Annotated in this window: 14 protein-coding genes; 7 read left to right on the forward strand and 7 right to left on the reverse strand. The window is 73.6% G+C overall.

The window, feature by feature from the left end:
- Positions 1-50: 50 nt before the first annotated feature.
- On the reverse strand, positions 51-659 hold the full coding sequence (locus C4U44_RS08420; protein ID WP_103885026.1) for a TetR/AcrR family transcriptional regulator: 609 nt from the start codon (positions 657-659) through the stop codon (positions 51-53).
- A gap of 97 nt (positions 660-756) precedes the next feature.
- Between C4U44_RS08420 and C4U44_RS08425 the strand changes: the two genes are divergently transcribed.
- Positions 757-1,680 (forward strand): NmrA family NAD(P)-binding protein, encoded by a 924-nt coding sequence (locus tag C4U44_RS08425; RefSeq protein WP_103885027.1) that lies wholly within the window; start codon positions 757-759, stop codon positions 1,678-1,680.
- 60 nt (positions 1,681-1,740) lie between these two features.
- Here the strand turns inward: C4U44_RS08425 and C4U44_RS08430 are convergent, their stop codons facing one another.
- The 3 genes from C4U44_RS08430 to C4U44_RS08440 all read right to left on the reverse strand — a co-directional run bounded on the left by C4U44_RS08430 (position 1,741) and on the right by C4U44_RS08440 (position 5,428).
- The gene (locus tag C4U44_RS08430) at positions 1,741-2,448 is read right to left on the reverse strand and encodes an SDR family NAD(P)-dependent oxidoreductase (RefSeq protein ID WP_103885028.1); all 708 of its coding nucleotides are present in this window, start codon (positions 2,446-2,448) and stop codon (positions 1,741-1,743) included.
- Positions 2,449-2,572: 124 nt separating this feature from the next.
- Positions 2,573-3,379 (reverse strand): hypothetical protein, encoded by an 807-nt coding sequence (locus tag C4U44_RS08435; protein ID WP_407642806.1) that lies wholly within the window; start codon positions 3,377-3,379, stop codon positions 2,573-2,575.
- Between the two features lie 192 nt (positions 3,380-3,571).
- Entirely contained in the window at positions 3,572-5,428 is a 1,857-nt protein-coding gene (locus tag C4U44_RS08440) for a PucR family transcriptional regulator (protein WP_103885030.1), read from the reverse strand.
- Positions 5,429-5,885: 457 nt separating this feature from the next.
- Between C4U44_RS08440 and C4U44_RS08445 the strand changes: the two genes are divergently transcribed.
- The 5 genes from C4U44_RS08445 (at position 5,886) to C4U44_RS08465 (ending at position 12,563) form a co-directional block, all read left to right on the forward strand.
- Positions 5,886-6,755, forward strand: coding sequence for an FAD binding domain-containing protein (locus C4U44_RS08445; protein ID WP_103885031.1), 870 nt, complete (start codon positions 5,886-5,888; stop codon positions 6,753-6,755).
- Between the two features lie 99 nt (positions 6,756-6,854).
- Entirely contained in the window at positions 6,855-7,331 is a 477-nt protein-coding gene (locus tag C4U44_RS08450) for a (2Fe-2S)-binding protein (protein WP_103885032.1), read from the forward strand.
- A 2-nt stretch (positions 7,332-7,333) separates the two neighbouring features.
- Positions 7,334-9,772, forward strand: a complete 2,439-nt coding sequence (locus C4U44_RS08455; protein WP_103885033.1) for a xanthine dehydrogenase family protein molybdopterin-binding subunit — start codon at positions 7,334-7,336, stop codon at positions 9,770-9,772.
- Between the two features lie 153 nt (positions 9,773-9,925).
- On the forward strand, positions 9,926-11,407 hold the full coding sequence (locus C4U44_RS08460; protein ID WP_103885034.1) for an NCS2 family permease: 1,482 nt from the start codon (positions 9,926-9,928) through the stop codon (positions 11,405-11,407).
- 25 nt (positions 11,408-11,432) lie between these two features.
- A complete protein-coding gene (locus tag C4U44_RS08465; protein ID WP_103885035.1) occupies positions 11,433-12,563 on the forward strand; it encodes an XdhC family protein in 1,131 nt (376 codons plus the stop codon).
- Positions 12,564-12,813: 250 nt separating this feature from the next.
- On the opposite strand, the gene C4U44_RS08470 is transcribed toward C4U44_RS08465, so the two are convergent.
- On the reverse strand, positions 12,814-14,508 hold the full coding sequence (locus C4U44_RS08470) for a DUF4132 domain-containing protein (RefSeq protein WP_235031944.1): 1,695 nt from the start codon (positions 14,506-14,508) through the stop codon (positions 12,814-12,816).
- A 104-nt stretch (positions 14,509-14,612) separates the two neighbouring features.
- Between C4U44_RS08470 and C4U44_RS08475 the strand changes: the two genes are divergently transcribed.
- Positions 14,613-15,707, forward strand: a complete 1,095-nt coding sequence (locus C4U44_RS08475; protein WP_103885037.1) for a winged helix DNA-binding domain-containing protein — start codon at positions 14,613-14,615, stop codon at positions 15,705-15,707.
- 13 nt (positions 15,708-15,720) lie between these two features.
- Here the strand turns inward: C4U44_RS08475 and C4U44_RS08480 are convergent, their stop codons facing one another.
- Together C4U44_RS08480 and C4U44_RS08485 are read right to left on the reverse strand one after the other, a co-directional pair.
- Positions 15,721-17,739 (reverse strand): sigma-70 family RNA polymerase sigma factor, encoded by a 2,019-nt coding sequence (locus C4U44_RS08480; RefSeq protein ID WP_103885038.1) that lies wholly within the window; start codon positions 17,737-17,739, stop codon positions 15,721-15,723.
- Between the two features lie 291 nt (positions 17,740-18,030).
- Complete coding sequence (locus C4U44_RS08485) at positions 18,031-20,049, reverse strand: NPCBM/NEW2 domain-containing protein (protein ID WP_103885039.1); 2,019 nt, start codon at positions 20,047-20,049, stop codon at positions 18,031-18,033.
- Between the last annotated feature and the right edge of the window lie 423 nt (positions 20,050-20,472).

Genomic DNA, 20,472 nt, shown 5'->3' on the forward strand with positions numbered 1-20,472 from the left:
CGCCCGCCGCCCGCTCCTCCCGGGCCCGTCGTGCGGGACCGCGGGCGCGGCTACGGCAGGTGCGCGGCGACCGCCCGGCGGATCGGGGCCAGGTCCAGGTCGGTAGCGATCGCCGTCTCGTCCGGTGCCTCGTCGCGCGGCTGCTCGACGCCGAACAGGGCGCGGGCGAAGCGCGGGTAGACGGTGAGGCCGAGCAACTCGTCGGTGACCGCGGCGCTGGCGGCGGGGGACATCCGGTGGCGTTCGGTGAGGAACGCGGCCAGGCGTTCGTGGACGGTGGTGAAGATCGCGTCGAAGTAGCGGGCCGCCGCGTCGGGTTGCCGGTCGGCCGCCGCGATGCCCAGCCGGGAGGTGCGCAGCGTGGGCGACCACAGGAGCATCTGGAGGAAGCGCCCGCAGAACAGGACGACCGCCTCCGCGGTGTCGTCGCTGTAGTCCGCGGGCGTCCTGAGCTTGTCGAGGTACAGCTCGCGCACCAGGTCGACGACGGCGAGGAAGAGGTTGTCCTTGCTCTCGAAGTGCGCGTACAGGGTCCGCTTCGAGGTCTCGGCACGCGCGGCCACCACGTCCATCGACGCGCGCTCGAAGCCCATCTCCAGGAAGACGTCCTTCGCCGCCCACAGGATGTGCTTCCGCAGTTCGTCACCGCGCTTCGCCATGCGGCGTCCTCTCTTGCTGCTGTTCTCGGGCCGCGAAGTAAACGGTACGGTAGAGTTTACTTCGTTCGCCGCCGCCGTCACCGGTCAGGAGAGGTACATGATCGTCGTCACCACACCCACTGGCAACATCGGGCGCCAGGTCCTCGGCAACGTCCTGGCCCCGCACTCCTCCGCTGCCGGACATCCTGCCGAGCCGGTCCGGGTGATCGCACGCGACCCCTCCCGCCTCGCCCCCGACGTGCGCGGACGCGTCGACGTCGTCCAGGGTTCGATGAACGACCCGGAGGTGCTGGCCCGTGCGTTCGCGGGCGCGGACACCGTGTTCTGGCTGGTGCCGCCGTACTCCGAGGGCGCGGAGGCCGACGGGTACGCGGTGGACTTCACCCGGCCGGCGTGCGCGGCGATCACCGCGCAGGGCGTCCGGCGCGTGGTCGCGGTGACCGGGATCGGCCGGGACGACGCACCGGGCGCGCCCGGTCCGGGGGCGCCGGTCCGCGGCGGGCTGGGCACGCGGGCCCTGGACGAGCTGATCCGGAGCACCGGCGTGCACTACCGGTCGCTGCGGCTGCCCGCCTTCATGGAGAACCTGCTCCGGCAGGTCGCCCCGATCCGCAGCCAGGGCGCGTTCTTCCTGCCGGTCTCCGGGGACCGGCGGATCCCGACCTGCGCCACCCGGGACGTCGCCGCCGTCGCGGCCGGGTTGCTGCTCGACGGCTCCTGGACCGGCCAGGAGGGCGTCCCGGTGCTGGGCCCCGAGGACCTGTCGTACGACGAGATGGCGACGGTCATGTCCGACGTGCTGGGTCGGCCCATCCGGTTCCGGCAGGTCCCCGGGGAGGTCTTCAAGGCCGACCTGATGCGGCACGGAATGCCGGACGCGTGGGCACAGTCGGTCGTGGACCTGCTCGCGGAGGTCGATCACGGCCTCTACGACGCCGAGCCGCGCACCCCGGCGTCGACCACGCCGACGAGCTTCCGCCAGTGGTGCGAGGAGGTGCTCAGGCCGGCCGTGGCCGGCTGAACAGGGGGCTGAGTGCGGGCGCGGGCCTGGGCGCGGGCCGCACGCCTGCGCGGCCGGCGGCTACCAGGGCAGCGGACCGTTGACGTCGAAGTACCCTCCGGTCGGGCCGTCCGGGCCGATCCGCGCCATGCGGACGATGATCTCCGCGCCCTGCTCGACGGTCTGGAAACCGGTGCGCCCGTTCAGATCGGTCGCGGTGTAGCCGGGCTCCACCGCGTTGATCCGGAACTCCGGGAACGCCTTCGCGTACTGCACCGTCAGCGCGTTGACCGCGCTCTTCGACACGGGATAGGCAACTCCCGGGTACGCGTGCGTCGGTGTGCCCACGTCGGTGAGCCGGCTCATCGAACCCAGGCCGCTGCTCACGTTCACCACGACCGGGGCGGCCGACCGCCGGAGCAGCGGCAGGAACGCGTGTGTCACCCGCACCACGCCGAAGACGTTCGTCTCGAACAGCGTGCGCATTCCCTCGGCGGTGATGTCGGCGGCGCCGATGATGCCGTTGTCCGCCGTCCGCGCCTCGATGCCGGCGTTGTTGACGAGGACGTCGATCCCGCCGTCGGCCTCGACGGCCTTCGCGGCGGCAGCGACCGACGCGTCGTCGGTGACGTCGATGACGACGGCCCGCGCGCCCAGTTCCTCGGCGGCGCGGCGCCCGCGCTCGGCGTCGCGGCTGCCGATGTAGACGGTGTGGCCCGCGGCGACGAGCCGGCGGGCGGTCTCGCGGCCGAGCCCCCTGTTGGCTCCGGTGATCAGTGTGGTGGTCATGCGTCCAGCCTGGTGCAGGCCGGCGCGACCGGCCAGGCTCCTCTCTTCCTGGGACGGCGGGTACCGGGCTGGACGGCGGGTGAGGCCGTGACGGGCGCCGGCTCACGTGCCGGCCGGGCGCCGGTCAGGCCGCGAGGTCGGCGGCCAGCCAGGTGGGGACGCCGCCCAGCAGGGTGTGCAGGCGGGCCGCCTCGGTCCGCAGCCGCTCGGACTCGGCCGGGTCCGTGGTGACGGTGGCCAGGGACAGCAACGCGGGCGCGGTGCCCACGAGGTGGCCCAGCGAGACGCGGATGCGCAGCGACTCGGCAAAACCGTGCCGGGCCTCGGCGAGATCGCCCTCGGCCGCCGCCAGGCCGGCGAGGTGGCGCCAGGTGGACGAGGTCAGGAGCGAGTCGCCGTGGGCGACCGCGCCCGCGTGGGCGCGGCGGTAGGCGGCGCGGGCCGCGGCCGGGTTCTCGGCGATGTTCTCGGCGACCAGGCCGCGCCGGAAGTCCAGCAGCGGCCGGCCGGGGGAGCCCGGACCGAGCAGCGCGGCGCTGCGGCCGAACGCCGCACGTGCCTCGTCGGCGCGGTCGCGGACCGAGAAGACCGTCGCGCCGTAGGCCAGGCAGCCGCGCTCGGACGCGGCCGCGCCGCGCTCCTCGTCGGTGCCGGCCAGCGCCTCGGCGGTCCGCAGCGCGTCCTCCGCCTCGGCCCATCCGTCGACCTGGTAGAAGCACGCCTCGACCAGGAGTTCCGCCCTGCTCAGTGCGGCCCCGGCGTCGTCGGAGGTGAACGGCGCGAGGAGCGCCGCGGCCTCCGCCCAGCAACCGCGTGCCCGCAGCCGCCACACGTCCGGTACCCCGACCACCGATTCCGACAAGGCGGTGTCCGCCACAGCATCTCCCCCAAGCGCGTCTTCGAGCCAGTGCGAGCAAGTGCGGGTGTGCATGCGCGGTCCGTGCAGGTGTGAGCGTGCACACGCGCAGTGGCGGAAGTTCAGCACGCGGAAGGGGCCCGCGCCAAGGGGTCGGAGATCACTTCTTGTGAAAGGGATCACTTTCACTAGCGCACGAACGGCGCACACCGGAGGCACCTCACGGCCACAATCCGGCAGCCGTCAGCTCATCTTTCCGTTGATCTCTCAGCTCATCCGCAGGGCGAGGAAGAAGTCCAGCTTGTCCTCCAGCCGCGCCAGGTCCCGCCCGGTGAGCTGCTCGATCCGCCCGATCCGGTACCGCAGCGTGTTGACGTGCAGATGCAGCCGGCTCGCGCACCTGGTCCACGATCCGTCGCAGTCGAGGAACGCCTCCAGCGTCGGGATCAGCTCGGCGCGGTGCCTGCGGTCGTACGCGTGCAGCGGGTCGAGCAGGCGGGCGGTGAAGGCACGGCGCACGTCGTCGGGAACGAAGGGCAACAGCAGGACGTGGGAGGCCAGTTCGTCGTCCCCGGCGACGCAGACCCGGCCGGGTCGGGCGGCGGCCACCCGGCGGGCGTGCCGCGCCTCCTCCAGAGCGCCGCGCAGGCCCTCGGGGGAGTGCACGGCCGCGCTCACGCCGATGGTCAGCCGGCCGTCCTCGCCCAGGCCCCGGGCCAGCGGGCCGCGGACGGCCGCCAGCAGCCGGTCGGCCCGCAGCGGGACCGGTTCGGCGCCCGCCGGGGCACCGTTTCCGGCCGGGCGGTCGGCTCGGGCGCCCGAGCCGAGTGAGCCCGGGGAGCCCGCGGATTCGGGCGAGTCGGGGGCGTCGGCGGCGCCGCCCACGCCCGACGGGGCCGCCGGACCTTGGACCGCGCCGGGCGCGTCCTCGTCCGAGCCGGCGCTGCCCGCGCCCGGTGCGCCCGCGCGGGCCGGTGCCGGCCGGCCCGGCGGGACGAGCGGGACCAGCGCCATCGCCCGGTCGTCCGCCACCGCCACCGCCACCCGGTCCGCCGCTTCCGCGCCCGGCTCCGCGGGTTCCGCCAGCAACTCCTCCAGCAGGGCCCGCGCCACCGGTCCGGGTGCCGCCTCGGGGCCCGCGTCGTCCCAGTCCACCCGGGCCACCACGATCTGCCACTGGGGCGGCGCCCCGCCGCCCGGCAGCAGCACCGGTGTCGCCGCCCGCAGCCGCGCGCCGATCTCGGACGGCGCCGCGCCGCCCCTGACCAGCTCGAACACCTCCGTGGCCAGGCGCCGCCGGACCGCACGCGCCGCGTCCCGGCGTTCCCGCTCCACCCCGATCAGCCGGGTCACCCCGCGCAGCAGCTCCAGCCGTTCGGCCGGCCAGTCCCCGGCGTCCGCCTCCACCGCCAGGAACCAGTCCGACAGCACCGTGGCGCGGACGTCGGCGCCCGGGGCGGTCCGCACCGGGAAGAGCGAGTACGTCCGGCCGCCCTGCGCGGTGGCCCGGTACGGCGCCGGCCGCCCGGTCCGGCTCGCCGCCTGCTGGGCGCCGGCCAGTTCCGCGCGCACCGGGGCGGGGAGCGGCTGCCCGGCGCCGCCGATCTCCCGCCCGGTCGAGGACAGCACCCATGCCCGCAGGTCCAGGTCGCTGCCGAGCAGGTCGAGCACGGCGTCGGGCCCGCCGCCGGCCGGCCCCGCGGACATCAGCCGGCGGTGCCGGTCCACCACCGCCGCCAGGTCCCCGGCACGCTCGCCGGACACCTGCCGGACCACGTACTCGGTGATCGTCGCGAAGGCCACCCGCTCGTCCACCGCGAACAGCGGCAGCCGGTGCCGTGCGCACGCGTCCACCAGGTCCTGCGGGATCGGGCCGACCCCGGCCTCGCCCGCGGCCAGCGCGGCCACCCCCGCCGCGGACAGCAGCCGGACGAAGGGCTCGGAGTCCTCCGGTCCGTGCCGCCACGCGAGCCCGGTGAGCACCAGCTCGCCACCGGTGAGGTAACGGCTCGGGTCGCGCAGGTCGGTGGTCATCACCCCGCGCACGGTGCGGTCCAGTTCGTTCTCGCCGCCGAGCAGCCGCAGACCGAGTGCGTCGGTGTCCCGCAGGGTGCTCAGCCGCATCGTCCTCGCCTCGTCCTTGCTCTCAGCCCGTCGGACAGCCCGCGGGTCCGCCGGTGCGGCGGCTCGCCGGTCCGCCGGTCCGCCGCGGCGACGGCCGGCCGCCGCTCCGGTGCCGGTGCGTGCCGCTGCCGCCGTCCGCTGCCACCGCGCCGTGTGCTGCACCCTTCCGGGTGCCGCGTGCGTGCCGCCGCTACGCCGTCCGGGGTGTCCCGCGCCGGGTGATCACCGGCGCCACCCGCGAAGTGTGCGGCACTCGTGTTGCCGGTGGGATGCGGCGACGTTTCGCGACAGCCCCTTTCGGAGGAATGTACAAGACCTACCGGCTGGCCAGCCAAGTGCTTCATGCGTTCGGTGACTGCACTCGGACGGCCCCGCGGCCGTGTACTGGCCGCACGCCGCGTGTACAGGACAGGAACAGCCCCGCCGCCATCCGGATTCAGCCCGAGAAGAGACCCTCATGGAATTCCTGCGCCCCGCCAGCTGGCAGGAGGCGCTCGCCGCAAAGGCCGAGCACCCCGCGGCCGTGCCCATCGCCGGCGGCACGGACGTGATGGTCGAGATCAACTTCGACCACCGCAGGCCCGCGTACCTGATGGACCTGAACCGCGTCACCGAGCTCCAGGAGTGGGAGATCGGCGCGGACACCGTACGCCTGGGCGCGTCCGTCCCCTACACGAAGATCATGGAGCACCTGCGGACCGAACTGCCGGGGTTGGCGCTCGCCTCCCACACCGTGGCCTCCCCGCAGATCCGCAACCGCGGTGGCGTCGGCGGCAACCTCGGCACCGCCTCCCCGGCCGGCGACGCGCACCCCGCGCTGCTGGCCGGCGGGGGACAGGTGGAGGCCGCGTCCGTGCGGGGCACCCGGATGATCCCCCTCGACGACTTCTACCTCGGGGTGAAGCGCAACGCGCTGGAGCCCGACGAGCTGATCAGGGCGGTGCACCTGCGCAAGGCGAGCGGCCCGCAGCAGTTCTCCAAGGTGGGCACCCGCAACGCCATGGTGATCGCGGTCTGCGCGTTCGGCATCGCGCTGCACCCCGACACCCGTACGGTGCGCACCGGCATCGGCTCGGCCGCGCCGACCCCGATCCGGGCGAGGACCGCCGAGGAGTTCCTGACCGCCGCGCTGGACGAGGCCGGGCTGTGGGACAGCCGCGGGCCCGTACCGCCGTCGGTGGCAGGGCAGTTCGCCGACCTGGTGGCCGGCGCGGCCAACCCGATCGACGACGTACGCGGCACCGCCTCCTACCGCCGGCACGCGCTGGGCGTGATGGCCCGCCGCACCCTGGGCTGGACCTGGCAGGAGTACCGCGATGCGAACTGACGCCCCAACTCACGCCAGGGAGAACCGAGTTCGGCACGCGGCCGCCCGCCCGAACGGCGCGCCGGAGGGATCGACGACGAAGGCAGCGAGGAGAGAGCCATGCGCGTGACGATGACCGTCAACGGGCGGCCGCAGGAGGCGGACGACGTATGGGAGGGCGAGAGCCTGCTGTACGTGCTGCGCGAGCGCATGGGGCTGCCGGGCTCCAAGAACGCCTGCGAGCAGGGGGAGTGCGGTTCCTGCACGGTCCGGCTGGACGGCGTGCCGGTCTGCTCCTGCCTGGTCGCGGCCGGCCAGGCGCAGGACCGCGAAGTGACCACGGTGGAGGGCCTGTCCGGCGAGGACGGCGAACTGTGCACCGTCCAGCAGGCGTTCGTGGACGCGGGCGCCGTGCAGTGCGGCTTCTGCACGCCCGGACTGCTGGTCGCCGCCGACGAGTTGCTGGAGCGCAACCCGGAACCGACCGACGGCGACATCCGCGAGGCGCTGTCCGGCAACCTGTGTCGCTGCACCGGCTACGAGAAGATCCTCGACGCGGTCCGCCTGGCGGCCGCCCGTACCGGGCAGGCGGTGTGAGCATGGCCGACCAGCCCCGTACCGCTCCCGCCCGGCCGGGTACCTCCGCCGCCGCGCCCGGGCGGATCCCGACCAGCCTCACCCAGGGCACCGGGAGCGCCACCACCAAGGGCGGCATCGGCGAGTCCACGCTGCGCCCCGACGGCATCCTCAAGGTCACCGGCGAGTTCGCGTACTCCTCCGACCTGTGGCACGAGGACATGCTCTGGGGCTACACCCTGCGCAGCACCGTCGCCCACGCGAGGATCCTCTCGATCGACACCGGCGAGGCGCTCGCCACCTCCGGTGTCTACGCCGTGCTGACCTACGACGACCTGCCCACCGAGGTCAAGAACTACGGCTTGGAGATCCGCGACACCCCCGTGCTCGCGCACGGCAAGGTCCGCCACCACGGCGAGCCGGTCGCCCTGGTCGCCGCCGACCACCCCGAGACCGCCCGCCGGGCCGCCGCGAAGATCCGCGTGGAGTACGAGGAACTGCCGGTCGTCACCGACGAGGCGTCCGCCACCGCGCCGGACGCGATCCTGGTGCACGAGGGCCGCGACGACCACCACAGCGGGCACGTGCCGCACCCCAACGTGGTGCACCGCCAGCCGATCGTGCGCGGCGACGCCGACGCGGCGGCCGCCCGCGCCGACGTGGTGGTGCGCGGCGATTACGTCTTCGGCATGCAGGACCAGGCGTTCCTCGGCCCCGAGTCGGGCCTGGCGGTGCCCGCCGAGGACGGCGGCGTCGACCTGTACGTGGCGACCCAGTGGCTCCACTCCGACCTGCGGCAGATCGCGCCGGTGCTCGGCCTGCCCGAGAGCAAGGTCCGGATGACGCTGTCCGGCGTCGGCGGCGCGTTCGGCGGCCGCGAGGACCTGTCGATGCAGATCCACGGCTGCCTGCTGGCGCTGCGCACCGGCAAGCCCGTGAAGATCGTCTACAACCGCTTCGAGTCGTTCTTCGGCCACGTCCACCGCCACCCGGCCCGGCTCCGTTACGAGCACGGCGCCACCCGCGACGGCAAGCTCACCCATGTCCGCTGCCGGATCGTGCTGGACGGCGGCGCGTACGCCTCCGCCTCCCCGGCCGTCGTCGGCAACGCCGCCTCGCTGTCCATCGGCCCGTACGTCGTGGACGACGTCGACATCGAGGCGCTCGCCCTCTACACCAACAACCCGCCCTGCGGCGCCATGCGCGGCTTCGGCGCGGTGCAGGCGTGCTTCGCCTACGAGGCCCAGATGGACAAGGTCGCGGCCGAACTCGACCTCGATCCGGTGGAGTTCCGGCAGCGCAACGCCATGGAGCAGGGCACGATCATGCCGACCGGGCAGCCGGTCGACTCGCCCGCGCCGGTCGCCGAACTGCTGCGCCGGGTCAAGGCGATGCCGCTGCCGCCGGAGCAGCAGTGGCGTACGACCGAGGGTGCCGACGTCCGCGCGCTGCCCGGCGGCCTGTCCAACACCACCCACGGCGAGGGTGTGGTGCGCGGCGTCGGCTACGCGGTGGGCATCAAGAACGTCGGCTTCTCCGAGGGCTTCGACGACTACTCCACCGCGCGGGTGCGGATCGAGGTGATCAACGGCGAACCCGTCGCGACCGTGCACACCGCGATGGCCGAGGTCGGCCAGGGCGGCGTCACCGTGCACGCGCAGATCGCCCGTTCCGAACTCGGCGTCACCCAGGTCACCATCCAGCCCGCCGACACCCGGGTCGGCTCGGCCGGCTCCACCTCCGCCTCAAGGCAGACCTACATGACCGGCGGCGCGGTGAAGAACACCTGCGAGGCCGTACGGGAGAAGGTCCTCGACCTCGGCCGCCGCAGGTTCGGCACCTACCACCCGGCCTGGGCCACCGCCGAACTCCTGCTGGAGGGCGGCCGGGTGGTCACCGACGGCGGCGAGGCGCTGGCCGACATCGCCGACGTGCTGGGCGACGAATCCGTGGACCTGGAACTGGAGTTCAGGCACCGCCCGACCCAGGCGTTCGACCTGCGCACCGGCCAGGGCAACGGTCACGTGCAGTACAGCTTCGCCGCGCACCGGGCCGTGGTCGAGGTCGACACCGAACTCGGCCTGGTCAAGGTGGTCGAACTCGCCTGCGCGCAGGACGTCGGCAAGGCGCTCAACCCGCTCTCGGTGGTCGGCCAGATCCAGGGCGGCACCACGCAGGGCCTGGGCGTCGCCGTCATGGAGGAGATCGTGGTCGACCCGAAGACCGCGAAGGTCCGCAACCCGTCCTTCACCGACTACCTGATCCCGACCATCCTCGACACCCCGACGATCCCGGTCGACGTGCTCGAACTCGCCGACGAGCACGCCCCGTACGGGCTGCGCGGTGTCGGTGAGGCGCCCACGCTGTCCTCGACCCCCGCCGTGCTCGCCGCCATCCGGCAGGCGACCGGCCTGGAGCTGAACCGGACCCCGGTCCGGCCGGAGCACCTGACCGGAGCGTAGATCCGGGGGCCGCGAGGCCCCCGGACCCCCTTTCCTTGTTCGCCTCGGGCCGTCCCCCGGGTCGTGCAGTCCGCGCCGCTTCCGGCGCGATCCCAAATCCCGCCCGCGAGCCGCGGGCCGGGTGCCCCTGTGAACCTTGGGAGTTGGCTACACATGACCCAGACGCCAGTAGAGCCGCAGACAGCGCCAGGAGCTGCCGGCGGGGACGCGGGACCGGGTTCCCGCGGGCCCGCGGGCAGATCCCGGCTCGACCGGTACTTCCACATCTCCGACCGGGGATCGTCGATCCCCCGCGAAGTCCGCGGCGGCATCACCACCTTCATGGCGATGTGCTACATCCTCCTGCTCAACCCGCTCTTGCTCTCCGGCCCGGACGCCCACGGCCACAAGCTCGCCCACGCCGCCCTGATCACCGCCACCGCGCTGGCCGCGGCGGTCTCCACCCTGCTGATGGGCTTCGTCGGCAAGGTCCCGCTCGCGCTGGCCGCCGGCCTCAGCGTCGCGGGGGTGATCTCCACCCAGGTCGCGCCGAACATGACCTGGCCGCAGGCGATGGGCATGTGCGTGATCTACGGCGCGGTGATCGTGCTGCTGGTGGTCACCGGGCTGCGCGAGATCGTGATGAACGCGATACCGCTGCCGCTCAAGCACGGCATCACCATCGGCATCGGCATGTTCATCGCGCTGATCGGCCTGGTCAACGCCGGGTTCGTCGGCAAGGGCGACCCGCACGGCACCGCCCCGGTCGCCCTCGGCGGTCCGGACGGGAAACTCGCCGGCTGGCCGGTGCTGCTGTTCTGCGTGACGCTGCTGCTGATCTTCATGCTCCAGGCCCGCAACGTCCCCGGCGCGATCCTGATCGGCATCGTCACCGGTACGGTGCTCGCCGTCGTCGTCAACGCGGCCGGCCACCTCACGCCCGCCGACTGGGGCGGCACCGCGCCGAAACTCCAGGGCAGCGCGGTGTCCATGCCGGACTTCTCGCTCTTCGGGCACGTCGAGTTCGGCGGCTGGGGCTCCATCGGCGGCATGACGGTCGGCGTGATCGTCTTCACGCTGGTGCTCGCCGGCTTCTTCGACGCGATGGCCACCATCATCGGCGTCGGCACCGAGGCCGGCCTCGCCGACGACCGCGGCCGGATGCCGGGCCTGTCCAAGGCGCTGTTCATCGACGGAGCGGGCGGCGCGATCGGCGGCGTCGCGGGCGCCTCCGGGCAGACCGTCTTCATCGAGTCGGCGACCGGGGTGGGGGAGGGCTCGCGCACCGGACTGTCCTCGGTGGTCACCGGGGTGCTCTTCGCGCTCGGCCTGTTCTTCACCCCGCTGGCCCAGATCGTGCCCGGCCAGGTCGCCGCGGCGGCCCTGGTGGTCATCGGCGCCATGATGATGGGCAACGCACGGCACGTCGACTGGGCCGACCGGTCCGTGGCCGTACCGGTGTTCATGACCGTCGCGCTGATGCCCTTCACGTACTCCATCACCGCCGGCGTCGGCGCGGGGGTGGTCTCCTACACCGCGATCAAGGCGGCACAGGGCCGGTGGCGCGAGCCGGGGGTCTTCATGTGGGTGCTCGCCGTCGTCTTCACCGTCTATTTCGCGCTGCACCCCATCGAGAACTGGATCGGCGTCAAGTAGCTGTCGCATTAGAGGAGTTGAACCCATGCTGGACATCGCCACCGAGCTGCACGGCTGGTACGGGCGCGGGCGCCCGTTCGCCGTCGCCACGGTGCTCGCCACCGGCGGCAGCGCCCCGCGGCAGCCCGGGGCCGCCCTCGCCGTCGACGGCGAGGGGACCGCGATCGGCAGCGTGTCCGGCGGGTGCGTCGAGGGCGCCGTCTACGAGCTGTGCCGCGAGGCGCTGTCCGCGGACGGCCCTGCGACCGTGGTGCAGCGCTTCGGCTACTCCGACGAGGACGCCTTCGCCGTCGGCCTGACCTGCGGCGGCGTGATCGACATCCTCGTCCAGCGGATCGACCCCGCGGCGCGGCCCGAGATCGCCGGTGCCCTTGCCGCCGCCGCCCGCGGGGAGGCCGCCGGGCTCGCCCGGATCACCGCCGGCCCGCCCGGACTCCTCGGCCGCGCCCTGCTGGTGCGGGGCGACGGGACGTACGACGGGTCGCTCGGCGACGCGCAACGCGACGCCACGGCCGCTGCGGAGGCGCGGGCGATGCTCGCGGCCGGGCGCACCGGCACCGTCGGGATCGGCGCGGACGGCAGCCGCTGCGGGGAGCCGCTGACCCTCCTGGTCGAGTCGAGCGTGCCGCCGCCGCGCATGCTGGTCTTCGGCGCGATCGACTTCGCGGCGGCGCTGGTCCGCGCCGGCAAGTTCCTCGGGTACGACGTGACCGTCTGCGACGCGCGGCCGGTGTTCGCCACCGCCCGGCGGTTCCCCGGCGCGGACCGGGTCGTCGTGCAGTGGCCGCACCGCTACCTCGACGCGGAGGTCGCGGCCGGGCGGCTCGACGAGCGCACCGTGCTGTGCGTGCTCACGCACGACGCCAAGTTCGATGTGCCGCTGCTGGAACGGGCGTTGCGGCTGCCCGTCGCCTACGTCGGCGCGATGGGGTCGCGCCGCACCCACCTCCAACGGCTCGACCGGCTCCGCGAGACCGGGCTGCCCGAGGAGGCACTCGGTGCGTTGCGGTCCCCGATCGGGCTCGATCTCGGTGCCCGCACCCCCGAGGAGACGGCGCTGTCCATCGTCGCGGAGATCGTCGCGCTGCGGTACGGGGCGACCGGGGTGCCCTTGAGGGGCGCGCACACCCCCATCCACCTCGCGACGGTGCCCTGACCCTCCGGGCTGCCCCGGACCCTCCGAGCTGCCCCGGTCTGCTGGTTGAGGGACCACCTGCCGGTGGTGGGTTGCGCGCGCAGTTCTCCCCCAGCCTGGCGGCTGGGAGGTGCCCCCACGCGCCCCTGGCTACGTGCGGCCCTTCCGCGAAAGGAGGGTCACAAACAGGGGGCGCGGGGAACTGCGCGGCCAACCACCCACCCACCGCAAGGTCCCGTGGCAACAGGGTGGGGCACCCTGGAGGGTCCGGTCACCCCGGAAGCTGGGGCACGGGCTGCCGCAGACCGCGTCGGCGAACCGCCGAGGCCCACGCGGAGACCTCCGCGGCGTCGGACGTGGCAGGGTCCCAGAGACGGACGGACGTGGTCTCGGTGAGCTTGTGGAACCTGCCCCGCAGATCCCTCAGCACCCAGGCGGAGGACCGTCCTCGCCGGGCGGGCATGCCGAGGACGGGACCCTCGGGGGTGTCGGCCTCCCACACCAGCGCGCGGGTGAGCGGCTCGAAGAGGGGATCGTCGAGGTGGGCGGCAGACCAACTCCCGGCGGGCCGACCGGGATCGCCGTGAAGGCGCTCGGCGAGCAGGCCGCGGTAGGTCGTCACCTCGTCACGCAGGGCGGTCAGCCTGGCCCGGAGTGCCCCGTGCAGCGCGGGATCGCGCTGCCGGACCTTCGACGGCGTCCGGCTGAGCAGCCGTCCCGCGGCATTGCGGAAGAGCAGCTCCACGCTGCCGTCGGAACCGATCCGGAAGATCGCCAGGTACTCCCCGACGGGCACGTCGAGCGCTCGGACACCTCCGGGAACGAGCAGGTGCCACATCTGCTGCAGCAACTCCCGGGCGGCCCCCTGGACATGGGCGGGCGGATCGCCGAGTGCCCGGCGGTGGCGGCCGACGGCGGGCTCGCCGGCGAGCGCGGCCAGCGCGGCGATCCCGCCGCGCAGGAAGAACGCCGCGCCCTCGCCGGACAGGTCCCGGTCGACCGCGAGCAGTGAGTCCCCCAACTCCCGGACCACCGCGCTGTCGTCGCTCATGCAGGCGGCCCAGGCCAGCCCGACCAGCAGGCGTCCGCTGGGCTCGCCGAACTCCCCCCGGTGCCGGCGCGCATCGGTGCAGTCGAGGGGCTCGCCCCGCGCGGCACGGAGCATGGGTACGAGCAACCCGGCGGCCCGCGGCGAGCTCTGCAGCAGCTCCCGGGTACGGCCGAGCCACGCGTAGGTGGGCCGTACCTCGGTCAGCCGCGCGCAGGCGTCCACCAGGGCGAGCGCGGGAGGCAGGTAGAGGTCGGGGCCGAGCGCGCAGCGGACCGAGGCGGCGAACGGGTCGGCGGGCGGGAGCAGTTCGTCCACGTTGTACGGGAGTCCGAGCGGCCGCCGCAACCGCTCGTTGTATGCCTCCATCGCATCCTGGGGCAGGCCGGCCACGACGACGGCGTGGCAGCCGAGCCGGGCGGCCAGCGCCACCCGCAGGTACGGTGCGAAGGCCGCGTGCTCGGACGTGCGGAGCTCCCCCAGCGCGGCGAGCGGGAGTTCGAGGCACTGCGCCGACCAGAAGGTCCACCGCGGCGGATGGTCGGCGCGGCTGCTCCGCGTCGCGAGCCGGAACAGCCGGTGCGTCTCCGCGGCCGACCAGCCGCAGTGGATCCTCGCGAGGGCCTCCCCGACGACCACCTCCTGGTCCAGCGCCTCCAGGCCCCGCCGCTCCTCCTGGAGCCGCAGGGCGATCCGGCGCCGTTCGGCCTCCGGAAGCCGGGCCAGCAGCTTCTCGCCGCGGGTGACGGGCCTGTTCCTCTTCTCGGAGAGGGCGCGCGCGATGTTCCGTTCGTCCAGGGCGGCCGCGCGACGCAGCGCCCGGCCCAGCCGGCGCGGCTCCAGCGGGTCGTTCGTCGGGCCGTTCAAGGTCCGCGGGAAGGTCCCGCCGGCGAGCAGCCCGTACCAGCGCCGGATCATCCGCGGCACCTCCCCGTCTCCTCACGACCGGGGCACGGGACACGCCGCACCCCCGCGCTTCTCGCGGACCGTACCTGTCCGCGAGGGCCCGTACCGTGGTCCCCATGGTCACCGAGCCGATCACCCGGCGCACCCTCAACCGGACCCTGCTGGACCGCCAACTCCTCCTGAATCGCGCGGATATGGGCCCGGACGACGCGGTCGCTCACCTGCTGGGCCTCCAGTCGCAGAACGCCTCCTCCGCGTACCCGGGACTCTGGACGAGGCTGGCGGGTTTCGAGTTCGGCGCGCTCGGCACGCTGCTCACCGAACGCCGCCTCGTGCGGACGGTGTTGATGCGCAACACCGTGCATCTGGTGACGGCTTCGGACGCCCTGCGGTTGCGGCCGTGGCTGCAACCGGCCCTGGACCGGGGGCTGCGGTCCTCGCAGTGGGGCGCGGGAGTCGCCGGGGTCGATCGCGACGCCCTGGTCGCCGCGGGGCGCGAGGTGCTGGCGGAACAGCCGCTGGGGAACCCCGAGTTGCGCTGTCTCCTCGGGGCGCGCTTTCCCGCCGCCGATCCGGAGTCGCTGGTCAGCGCGCTCCGGGTGTGGGCGCCGCTGGTGCAGGTGCCGCCGCGCGGGCTGTGGGGCGTGCCCGGCCCCCTCCGCCACGCCTTCGCCGACGACTGGCTCGGCGCCCCGCTCGCCGCCGGGCCCGACCCGGCCGGGCTCGTCCGCCGCTACCTGGCGGCGTTCGGCCCCGCCACCCCCGCCGACATGCAGAAGTGGTCCGGGGTGACCGGGCTCAAAAAGGTCTTCGCCGCGATGCAGTTGCGGACCTACACCGCGGAGGACGGCCAGGTCCTGTACGACCTGCCCGACGCCGAACTCACCGACCCCGGCGTGCCCGTGCCCGCCCGCTACGTCGCCGACTTCGACAATCTCCTGCTCTCCCACGCCGACCGCACCCGCATCCTCGGCGACGTGCCCAAGTCCCGCGTCATCACGGTCAACGGCATCGTCCGCGGCACCATCCTCGTCGACGGTTTCGTGGGCGGGACCTGGCGGTTCGACCGGTCCAAGGACACCACGGCGCTCGTCGTCACCCCCTTCACCCCCCTCCCCACCCCCGTCCGCCACACCCTGGAATCGGAGGGCGAACGCCTCCTGACCGCGGCCTACGGAGGTCCGGGCGAGGTGCGCCTCGAGCAGTCGTAGGGCCCGACGCCCGTCACCGTGCGTTCTCGAACGCGCGGCCCTCGTCCGTGACGGCCGGGCCGCTGTGGAAGAGGCCGGTGCTCGGGGAGCCGTCCTTCGCGGGGAGGCCGAACCAGGCGTAGCGCTGGAGGTAGGGGAGGCCGTCGAGCATGCGCGTGGCGGCGGTGAGGAAGGCGGCCTGCTGCTGGTCGGAGGGGTAGCGCGCGGTGCCCGTGGAGAAGTCGGTGAGCGCGAACTCGGTGAGCCAGATGGGCTTGTGGTAGCGGTCGTACACCGCCTGGAGGTAGGACCTGAGCTGGGTGACGGCGTCGGAGGTGGTGAAGTCCCCGCCGTACCAGTGCAGCGCGATGAAGTCGACGCGGTCGTTCTTCTGCCGGGCGCCGGTCATGAAGCGATCCAGCCAGCCGCCGGGCGTGTCCCCGCCGTAGGCGACGGCTGGGCTGCCGAGCACCTTGCCCGCGGACTCCAGCTTCGGCCACAGCGACAGTGCCTGGTCGACCGTCATGTTCGCCTGCCCGCCCATGTCCGGCTCGTTGAAGCCGAGCAGGTACGGCCCGGCCGCCTTCGCCTGCGCGAGTGCGGTGGGGGTGGCGCTGTCGGCGCCCCAGATCATCGGCACGAAGCCGGGGCCGCTGATCCCGGAGTGGGTGGGGGACCAGGTGTAGTACCAGCTCGCGCCGGACTGCCGGAGCGCCGTGTTCACGCCGTCGAACGTCCACACCCCGACGCCCTTGCGGGTGGACGACGCGGGAGTGGCGGCGGGAGCGGGCGCCTTGACGGGAGCGCGGGTGGTCGGCTTCGGCGTCGGAGTACGTGTGCGGGACGCGGTGGGCTTGGGTGAGGGCGGCCGCGAGGTCGAGGGGGTGGCGGGCGGCGGAGTGGTGGGAGCGGCAGCGGTGGTGGACGGTCGGGCGGTCGTGGCGTCGGCGGCGGGCGCCGTCGGGCCGGTGGCCAGGTGCACGGCCAGCAGCGCGCCCGCGGCCACGGCCGCGACCGCGCTCACCGCGGCGGCCGGTCCCGCGACGGGCCCGTGCGGCAGCCCGTGCCGCAGCCGGTGGACTCCCCGATGCGCACCGCTCCGCCGTGGGGGGTGGGTGTGCGGAGCGGTGCGCTGGGTGGGGGGCAGAGGGGGTTGTGCCGCGGGCGCGGGCAGCGGTGCGTGCGGGGGCGGCGAGGCGTGCGGCCCCGCAACAGGCGGATGCGGTCCGGCCGGTGGGTGCCCGGCGGCGAGCGGGCCGGGGCGCAGCGCGGCCAGCGAGATCGGCACGGGCAGCAGGGGCAGCCCGCTCAGCAGCCGGTCCATCGGCAGCAGCACCGCGCCGAGCCGCCCGCAGACCGCGCAGTCGCGCACGTGCCGCGCGAAGCGCTTGCGCCACAGCGGGCTCGGCACGCCGTCCCAGCCGCCGGTCAGTTCGGTGAGCTGCGGGCAGCCGTCGGCCGCGCCGAGCGCGCGCACCACCGTCCGCGAGGTCTCCAGCTGCTCCTTCATCCGCTGCACCCTGACCGCCGCGTGCTGGCGGGTCAGCCCGAGCGCGTCGGCCAGTTCGGACCGGCCGATGTCGCCGGTCTCCTCCAGCCACCACAGCGCCAGCAGCGTACGGTCGTCGTGCTCCAGCCACCGGGTCGCCTCGGCGATCTCCCGGCGCTGGTCGGTCAGGCCGAGCCGCAGGATCGTCACCGACGCGAAGTCCGAGGCGGGGTCGGGTATCAACTCGGCCGCGTCCAGGCCGGTCTGATGGTGCCAGGACGCCTGCCTGGCCTGCTCCCGGTCGCGTACCTGGCGGACCGCGATCGCCACGAGCCACGAGCGGAAGGCGGCCGGGTCGCGCAGGTCGGCCAGCCCGCGCACCACGCGCAGCAGCGTCTCCTGGACCACGTCGTCGACGTCGTCGTGGCCGTCCAGCGCGCGCCCGACCACGTTGTAGACCAGCGGCAGGCACTCCGCCACCAGCAGGTCGAGGGCCCGCTCGTCACCGGCCCGCGCCGCGGCCACCATCTCCGGGTCGGGGCCGACCCGATCGCCTGCACGCATTCGCTCGCCGTTCCCTCCGTCGCCCGTCGCCTGCGCCTACACAACAGGAGACGGTTCCCGCCCGGGGGGATAACGGAAATTCGGTGCCGGTGCGGGGCGGTCCGTACCCGGAGGTGAGCGGCGCTCGGCACCAGGAGGTGAGCGGCGGTCCGTACCCGGAGGTGATCCGCTTCCGGGTACGGACCGGCCGCCGAACGCGCGGCGCCCCGCGCCCCCTTCGTCCCGCGGCTCCTCACGTCGCGTGAGGAGCCGCGGGCCTCCGGGGCCGCGGGGCGCGGGAGACGGGGCGGGTCAGGCGCAGGTGATGGTGGCGTTCGCCCAGTCGCCGTGGTCGCTGTCGTTGCCGTCGCCGCCGTCGGTGACGACGAGCTGGATCGCCTGGCTGCCGGCGATGTCGGCGTGCAGCGGCTTCCCGCCGTCCGCGTTGGTCAGGACGCCGCTGTCCGCGACCTCCTTGCCGTCGGCGAAGACCTCGAACTCGACGGTGCCCTTGCCGTTCTTCTCGTCGTCGACGCCGACGACGGCGTCGAACGCGGTGCAGGCCGCGCCGGTGTAGTACTCCACCGTGCTGGGCGCGTTGACGCCGAGGCCCTTGGCGTAGACGGTGCCCTTGAGCGTGATCGGGTTGCCGTCCCCGGCCGCCGTCTCACCGTTGCTGGTGTCCCGCTCCACCGGGCCCCAGCCGTTGCTGGACGAGGTCCACGGCAGGTCGCTGACGTAGGAGGTGCCGCTCGGCGGCGCCACCACCACCCTGCTCTGGCCGATCAGCGGGGTGCTGCGGGTGTCCTTGCCGCCCAGGTCGAGCGAGGTGACGCTGCCGCCGAAGGTGGCCGTGCCGGTCGCGGCGCCGGCCGGGACCTCGACGTGCCAGCGGGTGGCCAGGGTGTGCCCGCCGGGCAGCGCGACGGCGCTGGTCGAGCCCACCGGGCGGACGCTCCAGCCGGCCGGCGCGGTGAGCTTGACCCGGACCTCCAGAGCGGGGGTGATGCCCAGGTTCGAGGCGTACACGGTGATGTCGGAGCTCTGGCCCGGCTGGATGTACTGCGGGAGCCCGGTGATGCCGGTGTCCAGCAGCGCCGGGGCGCTCGCGGCGTTCGGGGCCTTGCTCACCCGCAGCAGGGTGGTGCCGTGCGCGGGGACGGTGGCGGCGAGGGTGCCGGCCGTCTGCGAGGTGGTGTGCTGCCAGAGGTCCCGCGCCTGGTAGCCGGTGTGCGAGGTGGGCAGGCCCACGGCCTTGGCGGTGGTGGACAGGTGCTGCGGCTGGTCGGACGGGTTGTAGAAGGCCACCGCGCGGTCGCCGTCGGCGAGTTGCTTGACGATCACGTCACCGGCCGCGGAGGAGGACAGCACGGTCGCCTGCTTGCCGAGCGAGTCCTGGTCGAGGGCGATGACCTCCTTGTTGAGCAGGATGTCCATCGTCGCCGCGCTGGCCTTGCGCAGGTCGGTGCCGATCAGCAGCGGGGCGTTCATCATCGACCACAGGGAGAAGTGGGTGCGGTACTCCGTGTCGGTCATGCCGCCGTTGCCGACCTCCAGCATGTCGGGGTCGTTCCAGTGGCCCGGGCCGGCCGCGGAGGCGAGCGGCAGGTTGGCGTCGATGATGGACTTCAGGCTCGACCAGTTGTCGCTGATGTCGCCCGTGGTGCGCCACAGGTTGCCGACGTCGCCGGCCCAGTTCCAGGGCTGGTTGACGCCCCACTCGCACAGCGAGTAGACGATCGGGCGGCCGGTGGCCTTCAGCGCGTCGCGCATGGCGGTGTACCGGCGCACGTAGTCGGCCTGGGTGCCGTCGCTGTTGTTGTTGCAGTTGTCGTACTTGAGGTAGTCCACGCCCCAGTCGGCGAAGCTCTGCGCGTCGGTGGTCTCGTGGCCCAGGCTGCCGGGGTAGCCGGCGCACGTGCTGGTGCCGGCGTCCTCGTAGATGCCGAGCTTGAGACCGAGGCTGTGGACGTAGTCCGCCGTGCCCTTGATGCCGTCGGGGAACTTCGCCGGGTCGGGGACCAGCCGCCCCTCGGCGTCCCGGGAGTGGGTCATCCAGCAGTCGTCGATGTTGACGTACTGGTAGCCGGCCGCCTTCAGGCCGGAGCTGACGAAGTAGTCGGCCGTGTCCTTGATCAGCTGCTCGCTGACGTTGCAGCCGAAGGCGTTCCAGTCGTTGAAGCCCATCGGCGGGGTGGTGGCCAGACCGTTGTCCAGGGCCGCGGCCGGCGGCGCGGTGGCGACGCCGGTGCTGACGGCCGCGAGGCCGAGCGCACCGAGCCACACGGCTCCGGCGGTGACGCAGGAGACGATCCTGCGGGTGATCGGCATACGAGGTCCCTCATTCGTCCGGGAGGATCGACACGTGCGGGTGCCGTTGAGGCGATTGCGTTCGACGACCGAGGCGTGGTCAGGGCCGGGCGGCGGAACATAATCCGACGCAACTCAACAGTTGGCCACATGACAATCCTCAACGCCCCCGCCTGTCAAGGGATCTGACATGAACCCTTTCAATCGATGCCATCGGTCCGCGTCTGCCGGTGAGCAAGCGGTGGGTTGCCGAGGTGAAAGCGGAGAAATGGGGAGGAGACGCGGCAATGTGTACGACCTGTGAACGTCGTCGCGGCCTTCCTGTGTTCTCCCTATTGTGCGGCTTCCCGGCCGCTCCTATTGTTCGACTTCGATTGAATCTGTTGGGAGTTCGCCCGTCGGGCGTAGTGGAGGTCGCAGATGCGAAGTCATCCGGGAGGTGCC

It is taken from the genome of Actinacidiphila yanglinensis (assembly GCF_900107965.1).
Taxonomy (GTDB): domain Bacteria; phylum Actinomycetota; class Actinomycetes; order Streptomycetales; family Streptomycetaceae; genus Actinacidiphila; species Actinacidiphila yanglinensis.